This window comes from Roseateles sp. P5_E1, assembly GCF_054049335.1.
In genome coordinates, this window is sequence record NZ_JBFUMN010000023.1 from 1 (window position 1) to 12,826 (window position 12,826).

Below are 12,826 nucleotides of genomic sequence, written 5' to 3' on the forward strand. Positions count from 1 at the left end.
CGCTGAGACGCCTCCATCTGCGCGGACACGGTCTTCACCGCCGTGGCCGCCTGCTCGCGCGACTGGCGCGTCGTCATGCCGCTGGCGTTCAGCTCGGCCTGGCGTCGCTCGTCGGCCTGGGCCTGGGCGAGCTGGGCGCGCACCTGGCCGAGATTGGCTTCGGCCGTGCGTATCTGCGCCTGGGCCGCGGCGAGGCCCGCCTTCAAGCCGGTGTCATCGAGCCGGGCCAGGACCTGCCCCTTCTTGACCTTGAAGCCCTCGTCGATGAGCACCTCAGTCAGCGTGCCGGTCATCTGGGCCGAGACGGTCGCCATGCGGCGCGCCGTCACATAACCCGTCGCCTGCAGGACTGCATCGGCGCTGGCGCCCTGACCGTTGGCGCGGACCGTGACCGTCTGCACCGGGATCGGCTTGTTCCCCGACAGCCACCACCAGGCCCAGGCGCCGCCCGCGGCCAGCAGCACGACGGCCACCACCAGGGCCCAGACCCACTTGGGCGGCCCGCCGTCGCCATGGTCCTCGCGATGCGCACCGTCGATGCGCAACTCTTTCAGCAATCCGGTATCGATGACATGCCCCCTGAACAGTTGGCTTGGGCGGACCCTCAGGCCCGCAGCAGCACCGGTCTTTCGACCACCCATTTGGAACCGGGGCGGATTGTGCAGTGGCTGCTGCCACAGCATGTCATCAATCGATGGACGGCGGCTGGCGGTGGCGAATCGACAGCCAGGGGCGATGAACGGCGGCCGTCAGGCTTGGTGCGCCGGCGTCATTCAGCTGGCGACGAGTCCGTTGCGGATGGCATAGACCGTCAACTCTGAGTTGTTGCTCAGGCCCAGTTTCTCCAGCATGCGGGCACGGTAGACGCTGACGGTCTTGGGGCTGAGCATCAGCTCCTCGGCGATGTCGGACAGCCGCTTGCCCGAGGCGATCATGACCAGGGTCTGCAGCTCGCGGTCGGAGAGCTTGTGGTGGGCCTGCTCGGTGACGGGCGCGGTCAGGCTTTCGACCAGCATCTGCGCGATCTCGGGCGTTACATATTTTCGGCCCTGGGCCACGGTGCGCACGGCCTGCACCAGCGTGGCGGGGTCGCCGCCCTTGTTGACATAGCCATAGGCGCCGGCCTTGAGCGCGCGGATGGCGTACTGGTCCTCGGGATACATGGACACGATCAGCGTGCGTACCGGGTTGCCCTCGTCCTTGAGCACATGCAGCACGTCCAGGCCGGAGCGGCCGGGCATGTTGATGTCCAGCACCAGCACGTCGCAGGGGTTGTCCTTGCCCAGGGTGTGCAGCAGGCCGCGCAGCTCGGTGTAGTCGCCGGCCTCGCCAATGACCTCGATGTCCTGGGCATCCGCCAACGTGTCACGGATGCCGCGGCGGATCAGGCCGTGGTCGTCGCAGAGGATGACCTTGATCACGCGCGTCCCCAGATGGATTGGCCGTCATCCTTGCCGAAGTCGGTCGAGTCGTCCAGTGCGTCGATGGCGTCCTGGGCCAGCGGCACGGTCAGGATCAGGCTGGTGCCGCCGCCCGGCGGGCTGGACAAGTCGACCCAGCCGCCCACCGTCGCGGCGCGCTCGTGCAGGCCACGGATGCCGAAGGACCGCTCCTTGGCGAGGTCGCCCCGCCCCATGCCGCGCCCGTTGTCGCGGATCTCCAGCGTCAGCACGCCGGAGTCCTGGCTGAGTTCGATGTCGACCCGGGTCGCCAGCGCATGCTTGGATACATTGGTCAGCGCCTCCTGCGCCGTGCGGTAAGCCACCAGCGGCACGCCGGAGGGCAGCGCCAGCCGCTCTTCGCCGATGCGCAGGCCAGCCTCGATGCCGGTGCGGCGTTCGAAACGGGCCGTCATCCACTGCAGGGCGGCAACCAGGCCCTGCTCCAGGATAGCCGGACGCAGGTTGTGCATGATGCGCTGGCTGGCCTCGATGGCGGCATTCACAGTCTCCAATGCCGCGGCAACGCGCTGGCGCACCTCGGGCTCCTGGGCATGGCGATCGATCCAGGCGAGGTCGAACTTGACGGCGGTCAAGGACCCGCCGACGTCGTCATGGATCTCCCGCGCGATGGCGGCACGCTCCAGCTCGACGCTGGTCTGCAGGTGGCCGGCCAACTGGTGCAGGCGCTGCTTGGACTTGACCAGTTCGTGATCGGCGGCCACACGGGCCTTTTCGTTCTCGGCGGCGTCGATGGCATGCAGCAGGGCGGGTGCCAGCCGGTTCAGGTTGTTCTTCAGCAGGTAGTCGGAGGCGCCATTGCGCATCGCGCCCACGGCGGTGTCCTCGCCGATCTCGCCGGAAACGAGGATGAAAGGCGTCAGCAGCTGGCGCGCCTTCACCGCCTCCAGCACATCCAGGCCCGAGTAGCCAGGCAGGTTGTAGTCCGAGATGATGGCGTCCCAGGGGCGCTCCAGCGCGGCCAGCACGGCGGGCAAGGCGTCCAGCCTCTGCATCTCGACCTTGAGCCCCGCACGGCCGAGCTGGGCAAGGATGAGTTGATGGTCGAGTTCGGAGTCCTCGACATGCAGCACACGCAGGACCCGGGGCGCCTGCTCCATAGCAGAAATCGTCATGGGGGCGCAGTATGCCGCCGCTCGCGGCAGGTGGCCCGGCGCCACACTTGACGCGGGTCAGAGCGGTAATACGGCTCGTTCTCGTGACATCTCCAGGTCGACAGGGGCCGAAAAAGGAGTGAACATGCCATGATGCATTCGCCCTGAGGGTATCCACAGGGCTGGGACAAGAAGCAGCATCCCCTCGCGGAGACACGATGCAGACAGAACCTTCCACCGCCGCCGAATTCGATGGAGCCGTGGCCGCCATGCCGCTGCTGGCGGCCGCGGAACTGCAGGATCACCTGATGACGGTGACGAACGACCTTGAGCGCCTGCAGCGCCTTCTCGACGATGCCGGTGAAGCCCTGTCCACGCATTTCTACAGCGCGTCCGGCGAGGTCATGTCCCTGCTCAGCAGCAGCGACGGCACGCCGGCCTCCGAAGGCCTGAAGCAGATCATGCAGGACATTGCCGGCGCCATCACAGCGCTGCAGTTCCAGGACATGGCAACCCAGCTCATCGCCCACACCAGCCAGCGCCTGCGCAACTGCGCCGACCAATTGGCCCGCGACGCCTTCGGTGCGGATGACGAGGACGGCGCGGCCGTCGTCGAGATCGCACCGCTGCGGCCCAACCCGGTCACGCAGGATGAGATGGACGCCGGCTCCATCGAACTTTTCTGAATCCCCCCAAGCTAAATTCAGCCCCCAGGCAACGTTCTCTCGGAGAAAACTCAAATGCACTCAATCCTCGCTGTCGACGATTCGGCCTCGATGCGCCAGATGGTGGCCTTCACGCTCAAGAACGCCGGCTTCAACGTGGTGGAAGCTGTGGATGGGCAGGACGCCTGGGAGAAATCGGGCCAGCGTGACTTCGACCTCGTGCTGACCGACCAGAACATGCCGCGCATGGATGGCATCAGCCTGACCAAGAAGCTGCGCGAGAACCCCAAGTTCAAGACCACGCCCATCCTGATCCTGACCACCGAGTCCAGCGATGCGATGAAGCAGGCGGGCCGGGCTGCCGGCGCCACCGGCTGGCTGGTCAAGCCCTTTGACCCGGCCAAGCTGATCGAAGTGATCGGCAAGGTCATTCGCTGAAGTTCGGTCCACCGGAGCAACAGCCATGGGCGACATGACCACAGAAGGCGCCAGCATCAGTGCTGGCATCGACCTCAGCCAGTTCTACCAGGTCTTCTTCGAGGAAGCCGGCGAGAACCTCGACAACATGGAGCGGCTGCTGCTCAATGTGAACGTCGAGGCGGCCGACGACGAGGAGTTGAACGCCATCTTCCGCTGCGCCCACTCCATCAAGGGTGGCGCGGCAACTTTCGGCTTCAGCGATGTCGCCGAGCTGACCCACCAGATGGAGACGCTGCTGGACAAGCTGCGCCGCCACGAGCTGCAGCCCAACGCCGCCATGGTGGACGTGCTGCTGCAGTCCGGCGACGCGCTGCGCACCCAGCTCGCCCGCCATCAGGGCTCGGGCGGCGACGTATTCGACACGACCGACCTGCTGGTCAGCATCAAGAGCTTCGTCGAAGGCGGCGGCGCGCCCGCACCTGCAGCAGCCGCTCCGGCACCCAAGGCGGCAACCGCGCCTGCTGCCGCGGCGCCCGCCGTACCGCTCAAGTCCGGCGCGCGCCTGCTGGAACTGCAGGTCGGCCCGCTGACCGACCTCAGCCTGGCCGACAACCTGGTCGAGCTTTTCAAGGAAATCACCGACCTCGGCAACATCGAGCCGCTGGACGCCGGCCAGAGTTCCGACGGCATGCGCCGCTTCAAGGTGCTGACCAGCTCGACCGACAACGACCTGCTGGACCTCTTCACCTTCCACGTCGCCCGCGAGCAGGTCAAGCTGATCCCGCTCGGCCCCGGCTTCGGCTTCTACGACGGTGCGCCCGGCGCACCACCGGCCGAGGCACCGTCCGCCGACCCAGGCTACGGCTTCTTCGATGACGCCCCCGGCGTGCCCGAAAGTGTCGCTGCGGCAGCGCCCGCCGCGGAGGCCGCGCCCACGGCCGCCATCGTGCCGACCCGCCCCGCCACGCCGGTCGCCAAGGCCGAGGCCAAGCCCGCGGCCATGGACCAGACGACGCTGCGCGTGTCGATCGAGAAGGTCGACCAGCTCATCAACCTCGTCGGCGAACTCGTCATCACCCAGGCCATGCTGGCCCAGAACAGCCGCGAACTCGACCCGGCGATGTACCAGCAGCTGACCTCGGGCCTGGCCGACCTGGAGCGCAACACGCGCGATCTGCAGGAATCGGTCATGTCGATCCGGATGATTCCGATGTCGACGGTCTTCAACCGCTTCCCGCGCATGCTGCGCGACCTGGCGGCCAAGTTGGGCAAGAAGGTCGAACTGGTCACCCAGGGTGAAGCCACCGAACTGGACAAGAGCCTGGTCGAGAAGATCACCGACCCGCTGACCCACCTGGTGCGCAACAGCTGCGACCACGGCATCGAGATGCCGGAGGACCGCACCGTCCGCGGCAAGCCAGAGCAGGGCACGATCACGCTGGTCGCTTCTCACCAGGGCGGCAGCATCGTCATCGAGGTTCGCGACGACGGCCGCGGCCTGAACCGCGACAAGCTGATCAAGAAGGCCCGCGAGAAGGGCATCGACGCGCCGGACACGATGACCGATGCCGAGTGCTGGAGCCTGATCTTCGCGCCCGGCTTCTCCACGGCCGATGTGGTCACCGACGTGTCCGGCCGCGGCGTCGGCATGGACGTGGTCAAGAAGAACATCACGTCGCTGGGCGGCACGGTCGAGATCGACTCGGCGGAAGGCTACGGCATGAAGGTGTCTGTGCGCCTGCCGCTCACACTCGCCATCATGGACGGCATGAGCGTGGGCGTTGGCGACGAGTGCTACATCCTGCCGCTGTCCTCCGTCGTCGAATCCTTCCAGGTGCAGTCCGACACCATCAAGACCGTCGCCGGCTCCGGCCGCGTCGTCGAGGTGCGTGACGAGTACATGCCCGTCATCGAGCTTGAGAAGGTGTTCGACGTGCCGCGCTTCGACTTCGAGCACGTCAGCTCCATCATGGTCGTCGTCGAGGCCGAAGGCGGCCGCGTCGCGCTGCTGGTGGACGAACTGCTCGGCCAGCAGCAGGTCGTCGTCAAGAACCTCGAAGCCAACTACCGCAAGGTCAATGACGTGTCCGGCGCCACCATCATGGGCGACGGCCGCGTGGCCTTGATCCTGGACGTCGGCAGCCTTGTGCGTCGTTCGCGCCATTGAACCATCACACACATAACTAGGAGGTCTGCATGGAAGCCAGCAACGTCCCTGCCCTGCGCCAACCCGGTGCCCTCAGCGCCAAGGCCCACGGCCCCAAGAGCGGCGAGTACCTGACCTTCCGCCTGGGCTCCGAGGAATACGGCATCGACATCCTGAAAGTGCAGGAGATCCGTTCCTACGAGCAGCCCACGCGCATCGCCAATGCGCCGGACTTCATCAAGGGCGTCGTCAACCTGCGCGGTGTCATCGTCCCCATCGTCGACCTGCGCCTGAAGCTGAACTGCCCGAGCGCCGAGTACAACAGCTTCACGGTCGTCATCGTGCTGAACGTGAAGAACCGCGTCGTCGGCGCCGTCGTGGATTCGGTCTCGGACGTGCTGGAGCTGGGCCGCGACGCGATCAAGCCGGCCCCCGAGTTGAGCTCGGCGTCGGTGGATACCAGCTTCATCACCGGCATCGGGTCCGTCGGCGACCGCATGTTGATCCTGATGGATATCGAAGGCCTGATGAGCAGTGCCGAGATGGGCCTGATGGAAGCGGCCATCGCCGCTTGACCGCCCTGCCCTGATTCCTGTTCACGTGCCCCCCGCAACGAGGCGGGGTGTGCGGAGCCTTGCTTGCTTTGGCCCCTGGAGATTCGCATGAGTCAGCCCAACAACTCCATTGCCCGCCAGGTGTCTCTGACCGGCGCAGTCGCCGTTGCAGTGGTGCTGCTGGGTGTCAGCCTCATCGTCGGCACGCTGTTGAAGCGGTCCGCCAATGACCAGGTGCAGACCTGGGTCGGTGACAAGGCCGAGTCGCTGGTCGATGCAATGCAGGCGATGGACGATGTCGCCGCCAAGCAGATCCAGCGCAGCTTCGGCTCCTTCCGCCAGGATTTCGGTCCCAGCTTCACGCTGGACGAGGCCACCGGCGACCTGCGCGACTGGGGGCCTAAGCTCAATGGCAACTTCACCCAGGTCGACAAGTTCGCGGCCGTCAACGGCGGCGTGGCCACCGTCTTCGCGGCCAAGGGCGACGACTTCGAACGCATCACGACCTCGCTGAAGAACGAGAAGGGCGAGCGTGCCATGGGCACGATGTTGGGCAAGCAGCATCCTGCCCATGCCACGGTTTCCGCCGGCAAGCCCTACACCGGCCGCGCGCTGCTGTTCGGCCGCGCCTACATGACGCATTACGAACCGATCAAAAGCGACGCCGGCAAGGTCATCGGCATTCTCTTCGTCGGCTTCGACCTCGACGCCTTCGAGCTCGCCATGGACCGCATGGCCGGCAGCGCCAAGTTCTTCGAGCACGGCGGCACCTATATCGTGGCCGTGCCCAAGGACCCGACCAAGGCCCTGCTCGCCGCACACCCGTCGGCCAAGGGCAAGCTGCTGTCCAGCGTCGCACCCGGCTTCGAGAAGACGCTGGCCGAACAGACCGCCAGCGCCGTCGTGCTGGACGACGTGCCCGATGTGCTGGGCAACGGCAAGACCGACAACTTCGCCGTGGCGCGCAAGAGCGAGAAGACCGGCTACTGGGTCGTCGCCCAGGTCTCACGCGGCGAGGCTCAGGCCGCCGGCCGCACGACGCTGTGGTTCTTCTGGGGCGCCCTCGCACTGACTGCCGTGGGCCTGGGCTTCGGGTTGATGTGGATGATGCGCCGTTGGGTCGCACAGCCGCTGGCCTCGCTGCAGAAGGCCGTCGGCGCGATTGCCGAGGGCGACCTGACCCAGTCGGTCAGCAGCAGTCGCAACGACGAGATCGGCTCACTGATCCAGGACACCGAGGGCATGCGCCAGCGCCTGGCCACCACCATCGGCACGGTGCGCAATTCAGTCGACAGCATCGGCACGGCCAGCACCGAGATCGCGACCGGCAACCTGGATTTGAGCCAGCGCACCGAGCAAACAGCCAGCAACCTGCAGAACGCTGCTTCGTCCATGAGCGAACTGACCGGCACCGTGCGGCAGACCGCTGACTCGGCCCGCACGGCCAACCAGCTCGTGCAGTCCGCCGTGGCGGCCGCGACACGCGGCGGCGAGGTCGTCGGCCAGGTCGTCACGACCATGGACGAGATCAATGTCGCCAGCAAGAAGATCTCCGACATCATCGGCACCATCGACGGCATCGCCTTCCAGACCAACATCCTGGCGCTGAACGCCGCTGTGGAAGCGGCGCGCGCCGGCGAGCAGGGCCGCGGCTTCGCGGTCGTGGCCGGCGAGGTGCGTTCCCTGGCCGGCCGCAGCGCGGAGGCGGCCAAGCAGATCAAGGCGCTGATCGGCAACAGCGTCGAGCGCGTCGAGAACGGCGCCCGTCTGGTGCAGACGGCCGGCACGACGATGGGCGAGATCGTCTCCAGCGTGCAGCGCGTGCAGGACATCATTGGCGAGATCAGCTCGGCCGCCACCGAGCAGAGCGAGGGCATCAATTCGGTCAACACCTCGGTCGTGCAACTCGACCAGATGACGCAGCAGAACGCCGCCCTGGTGGAAGAGTCCGCCGCTGCGGCCGAGAGCCTGAAGGAGCAAGCCCAGCGCCTTGTCGAGGCCGTCGCCGTGTTCCGCGTGGCCGGCAGCGAGCCGCAGCGCAGGGCCAGCGCCCCGGCACCGACGAAGGCGCACGCACCCGCTCCAAAGGCCGCAGCACCCAAGGCGCCTTTCAAGGCGGCAGCACCCAAGCCCGCTGCCGCGAAGCCCGCCTCCGTCGTCGCGCCCCGCCCTGCCCCGGCACCGGCACCGGCACCGGCGGCCGCCGAAGGCGACTGGGAAACCTTCTGAGCCCTGGGCGCTCCTTGTTGATGCCCGCCTAGGGCGCCATGGCCTTGAGCGTGGCAACTGCCACCGCGCGGACGGCTTTGTCGGCCTCGACGTCCTCGCTGGCGTTGCTGGTCACCAGCACGGCATCTTCGGTGTCCGGCTTCAGCACGATGAGGGCGAACCAGGCCTGATTGCTGCCGGTGTGGGCGAGGTGGCGGGCGTTCACGCCGGCCATGCTGTTCTGCGCCCGCCAACCAAGCGCAAACTTGCCGCCTTCACGCGCCGGTTGGTGCAACAGGTGGTAGGTCTGCGCCTTCAGCAGCTTGCCGCGTCCGTGCTCGCCGGCCATCTGGTCGACCGCGAACTTGGACCAGTCTTCCAGCGACATGGTGATGCCCCCGGCCGGCGCAATGACGGCGGGGTTGCCCGCCTCCACGCCTTCGACGGGTTCGCCAGCCTTGTGCCCCAAGGGCTGGCCGCGGTGGGTGGCACCAAACCCCGCGCTGCGCAGGCCCAGCGGCTCGAACAGCTCGCGTTGCAACAGGGTCTCGTAGGGCAAGCCAGCGGCGCGCTCGGCGGCCAGGCCGGCGATCAGCACACCCGAGTTCGAGTAGCCGTCGCCGGCACCGCGTGCAAAGGCGGGAGGCTGCGCCAACGCGATGCGGGCGAAGGCCAGGCGCTGTTCGTGCAAAGGGCGCTTGTCTTTGTAGAACACCGCCATCCAGGATTCATCAATGTCCGCTTGCAGGCCGGCCTGGTGTGCGAGCAGGTCACGCAGGGTGACGTCACGATAGGCGGTCTGCATGTCCACGGCCAGCTCGGGTAGCAACTGACTCAGCGGGGCGTCCCAGGACAACACGCCCCGTTCCACCAGCCGCGCGACCATCGTGGCCGTCATGGCCTTGCCGTTGGAGCCGAGGTGCCAGACATCGCCCGGCCGGACCGGTTCGGCGTCGCCCTTGGCGCGCAGGCCGGCCACCACAAGCTCCGTCACCTGGCCACCGCGTATCACCACGGCGCCCATGGCGGGCACCTTGCCGCCCACGCTGGTTTCGAGGCGAGCCTGCAGACCGAGGGTGGGCGCCGCCTTGACCGCAGACGCGGGCGCCTGCGGCGCATCGGCTGCAAGGACTGTGAACGAGGCGGCGCATGCGGCCAGGGCGATCGCGCAGATTCTGTGGTTCATCACGGGGTTTCTTCTGTTCTGGACACACCGATCCCGCGGCTCGACACGGCGAGGCAGGACCGCCCGCCATGCGGCATGGGGAGGGTTGGAGGGCCGGCGCAGTGTTGTCGGCGCCCTCCTCGCGGGCCAGCACTTGCCGACGAAACGCACGATCGTCGGCATGGTCGGCAGCTTGCTGCCCCAGGCCGTACCCGCCAAAGAAAAAGGCCCGCGATGAGCGGGCCTAATTCATTAGATCGGTAAGTCGGCGGTATTCCGGGCCGAGCGCAGGGCCGCTCCCAAGCCGGCCCGTCTGGCGATGTGCTTGCCGGTCGATCCGGCAAGTATCGCCGTCCCCTCGGGGGACCGACCAAGCTCGCCGGCGTTCAGCGCGGCGAGATTGGGCGAGGGGCAGTTTTCCTCAAACGCGCTCAGCCACCCAGCCCGCCACGCTCTGCAGCGCCGCGGCCACGCCGGCCGGCTGCGTGCCGCCCGCCATGGCCAGGTCAGGCTTGCCGCCGCCCTTGCCACCGACCTGCTGGGCGACGAAGTTGACCAGCTCGCCGGCCTTGACCTTGCCAATGCTGTCGGCCGTCACGCCGGCCGCCAGCTGGACCTTGTCGCCGTCGACCGCGGCCAGCACGATGGCCGCCGTCTTCAGCTTGTCCTTGAGCTTGTCCATGGTCTCGCGCAGCGTCTTGGCGTCGGCGCCTTCCAGCTTGGCGGCCAGCACCTTGATGCCACCCACGTCCACGGCCTGGGCCAGCAGCTCATCGCCCTGGGCGGAGGCCAGCTTGCTCTTGGCAGCGGTGAGTTCCTTCTCCAACGACTTGATCTGGTCCAGCACCGCGTGCAGACGGGCACCCAGCTCGTGCGGCGAGGTCTTGAGCGTCATCGCGGCACCCTGCACCGTGGTTTCCAGCAGCTGCAGATAGGCCAGCGCGTTGTCGCCGGTGACGGCTTCGACGCGGCGGATGCCAGCTGCAACGCCCGACTCGGCCACGATCTTGAACAGGCCGATGTCGCCCGTGGCCTTCACGTGGGTGCCGCCGCAGAGCTCCTTGGAGGAGCCGATGGACAGCACCCGCACCGTCTCGCCGTACTTCTCGCCGAAAAGCATCATGGCGCCCGACTTCTGCGCGTCGTCCAGCGCCATGACCTGGGCGTTGGCCCCGGCATTGCCCAGGATCTCGGCATTCACGAGCGACTCGACCTCGCGGATCTCCTCGGCCGTCATCGGCGCGTTGTGCGCGAAGTCGAAGCGCGTGCGCTCAGGCGTAACCAGCGAGCCCTTCTGCTGCACGTGGGCACCCAGCACCTCGCGCAGGGCCTTGTGCATCAGGTGGGTGGCGCTGTGGTTGCGCACGGTCTTGGCGCGGCGCTCGGCGTCAACGCGGGCAACGAACACATCGCCCACCTTGACCGAGCCTTCCACGACCTGGCCATGGTGGCCGAACACATCGGCCTGGATCTTGATCGTGTCCGCGACGACGACGCGCGTCGTGCCGTTGCGCAGCTCGCCGGCGTCGCCGACCTGGCCGCCGCTCTCGGCGTAGAAGGGCGTGTGATCGAGCACGATGACGGCATCGTCGCCGGCCTGCGCCTCGTTGACCTGAGCGCCATCGACGTAGATGGCCGTCACCTTGCTGTGCTCGCAGACGAGGTGCTCGTAGCCGTGGAACTCGGTCGGCGCGCCGCTGTAGGCCAGGCCTTGCGCCATCTTGAACTTGCCGGCGGCGCGGGCGCGGTTCTTCTGCTCGTCCAGCAGTTCGTTGAAGCGCGTCTCGTCCACCGTCACGCCACGCTCGCGGCAGACGTCGGCGGTCAGGTCGACCGGGAAGCCGTAGGTGTCATGCAGCTTGAAGGCCGTGTCGCCATCGACGTTGCCGCCCTTGGCGAGGGCTGCTTCGAGGATTTCCATGCCGGTGGCGATGGTCTGGAAGAAGCGCTCCTCCTCCTGCTTCAGCACGTCGGTGACGCGGGCCTGCGCCTGGCGCAGCTCGGGGTAGGCCTCGCCCATCTCGGCGCTCAGCGCCGCGACCAGCTTGTGGAAGAACGGCGTGCGGGCGCCGAGCTTGTAGCCGTGGCGGATGGCGCGGCGGGCGATGCGGCGCAGCACATAGCCGCGGCCGGCGTTGCCGGGAATGACACCGTCGACGATGGTGAACGAGCAGGCGCGGATGTGGTCGGCGATGACCTTCAGCGACGGGCTGGTGGCGTCACAGTCGTCACCACCGGCCGCGTCCACAGCCTTCTTGGCCGCAGCCAGCAGCGTCACGAAGGTGTCGATCTCGTAGTTGGAATGCACATGCTGCAGAACCGCAGCCAGGCGCTCCAGGCCCATGCCCGTGTCCACGCTGGGCTTGGGCAGCGGGTGCATCACGCCGTCTTCAGTCCGGTTGAACTGCATGAAGACGTTGTTCCAGATCTCGATGTAGCGGTCGCCGTCCTGCTCGGCCGAGCCCGGGGGGCCGCCAGCGACGTCGGGGCCGTGGTCGTAGAAGATCTCGGTGCAGGGGCCGCAGGGGCCCGTGTCGCCCATCATCCAGAAGTTGTCGGACATGTAGCGCGCGCCCTTGTTGTCGCCGATGCGCACGATGCGCTCGGCGGGCACGCCCACGGTCTTGTTCCAGATCTCGTAGGCCTCGTCGTCTTCCTCGTAGACGGTGACCCAGAGCTTGTCGGCCGGCAACTTGAAGTTGACCGTCAGCAGCTCCCAGGCATAGCTGATCGCGTCCTTCTTGAAATAGTCGCCGAAGCTGAAGTTGCCCAGCATCTCGAAAAAGGTGTGATGGCGCGCCGTGTAGCCGACGTTGTCCAGGTCGTTGTGCTTGCCGCCGGCGCGGATGCACTTCTGGCTGGTGGTGGCGCGTGAGTAGGCGCGCTTGTCAAAGCCCAGGAACACGTCCTTGAACTGGTTCATGCCGGCGTTCGTGAACAGCAGCGTCGGGTCGTCACCCGGCACGACGGGGCTGGACGCGACGATCTGGTGGCCCTTCGACTCGAAGAACTTCAGAAAGGTCTGGCGGATCTCGGCGGCTTTCATCCGGGGTTTCCTGGAAAAGGTCTGTGACAAGGAGGGGCGATTGTAGAGAGGGGGCTTTACTTGCCCCG

The 12,826-nt window shown here is 67.1% G+C and carries 10 protein-coding genes; 5 read left to right on the forward strand and 5 right to left on the reverse strand.

Going from position 1 to position 12,826, the window contains the following annotated elements:
* The 3 genes from ACXJKJ_RS17455 to ACXJKJ_RS17465 form a co-directional block, all read right to left on the reverse strand.
* Positions 1–557: efflux RND transporter periplasmic adaptor subunit (locus ACXJKJ_RS17455; RefSeq protein ID WP_457391300.1), on the reverse strand; the 557-nt coding region annotated here is incomplete at its 3' end.
* Between the two features lie 216 nt (positions 558–773).
* A complete protein-coding gene (locus tag ACXJKJ_RS17460; RefSeq protein ID WP_056199324.1) occupies positions 774–1,421 on the reverse strand; it encodes a response regulator in 648 nt (215 codons plus the stop codon).
* Positions 1,418–2,575 (reverse strand): response regulator, encoded by a 1,158-nt coding sequence (locus tag ACXJKJ_RS17465; protein ID WP_457354275.1) that lies wholly within the window; start codon positions 2,573–2,575, stop codon positions 1,418–1,420. The genes ACXJKJ_RS17460 and ACXJKJ_RS17465 overlap by 4 nt, the downstream gene beginning before the upstream one ends.
* 197 nt (positions 2,576–2,772) lie before the next feature.
* On the opposite strand from ACXJKJ_RS17465, the gene ACXJKJ_RS17470 reads away from it, so the two are divergent.
* The 5 genes from ACXJKJ_RS17470 to ACXJKJ_RS17490 all read left to right on the forward strand — a co-directional run bounded on the left by ACXJKJ_RS17470 (position 2,773) and on the right by ACXJKJ_RS17490 (position 8,568).
* The gene (locus ACXJKJ_RS17470) at positions 2,773–3,240 is read left to right on the forward strand and encodes a hypothetical protein (RefSeq protein ID WP_056199334.1); all 468 of its coding nucleotides are present in this window, start codon (positions 2,773–2,775) and stop codon (positions 3,238–3,240) included.
* A gap of 54 nt (positions 3,241–3,294) precedes the next feature.
* Positions 3,295–3,657: a response regulator gene (locus tag ACXJKJ_RS17475; RefSeq protein WP_056199337.1), complete on the forward strand. Its 363-nt coding sequence runs from the start codon at positions 3,295–3,297 to the stop codon at positions 3,655–3,657.
* Positions 3,658–3,682: 25 nt separating this feature from the next.
* On the forward strand, positions 3,683–5,806 hold the full coding sequence (locus tag ACXJKJ_RS17480; RefSeq protein ID WP_457391301.1) for a chemotaxis protein CheA: 2,124 nt from the start codon (positions 3,683–3,685) through the stop codon (positions 5,804–5,806).
* 29 nt (positions 5,807–5,835) lie between these two features.
* The gene (locus ACXJKJ_RS17485; RefSeq protein WP_457391302.1) at positions 5,836–6,360 is read left to right on the forward strand and encodes a chemotaxis protein CheW; all 525 of its coding nucleotides are present in this window, start codon (positions 5,836–5,838) and stop codon (positions 6,358–6,360) included.
* Positions 6,361–6,447: 87 nt separating this feature from the next.
* Positions 6,448–8,568, forward strand: a complete 2,121-nt coding sequence (locus ACXJKJ_RS17490; RefSeq protein ID WP_457391303.1) for a methyl-accepting chemotaxis protein — start codon at positions 6,448–6,450, stop codon at positions 8,566–8,568.
* Between the two features lie 28 nt (positions 8,569–8,596).
* Here the strand turns inward: ACXJKJ_RS17490 and ACXJKJ_RS17495 are convergent, their stop codons facing one another.
* A complete protein-coding gene (locus tag ACXJKJ_RS17495; protein ID WP_457391304.1) occupies positions 8,597–9,733 on the reverse strand; it encodes a serine hydrolase domain-containing protein in 1,137 nt (378 codons plus the stop codon).
* A gap of 400 nt (positions 9,734–10,133) precedes the next feature.
* The gene (gene alaS / locus ACXJKJ_RS17500) at positions 10,134–12,758 is read right to left on the reverse strand and encodes an alanine--tRNA ligase (RefSeq protein WP_457391305.1); all 2,625 of its coding nucleotides are present in this window, start codon (positions 12,756–12,758) and stop codon (positions 10,134–10,136) included.
* Positions 12,759–12,826 lie beyond the last annotated feature (68 nt).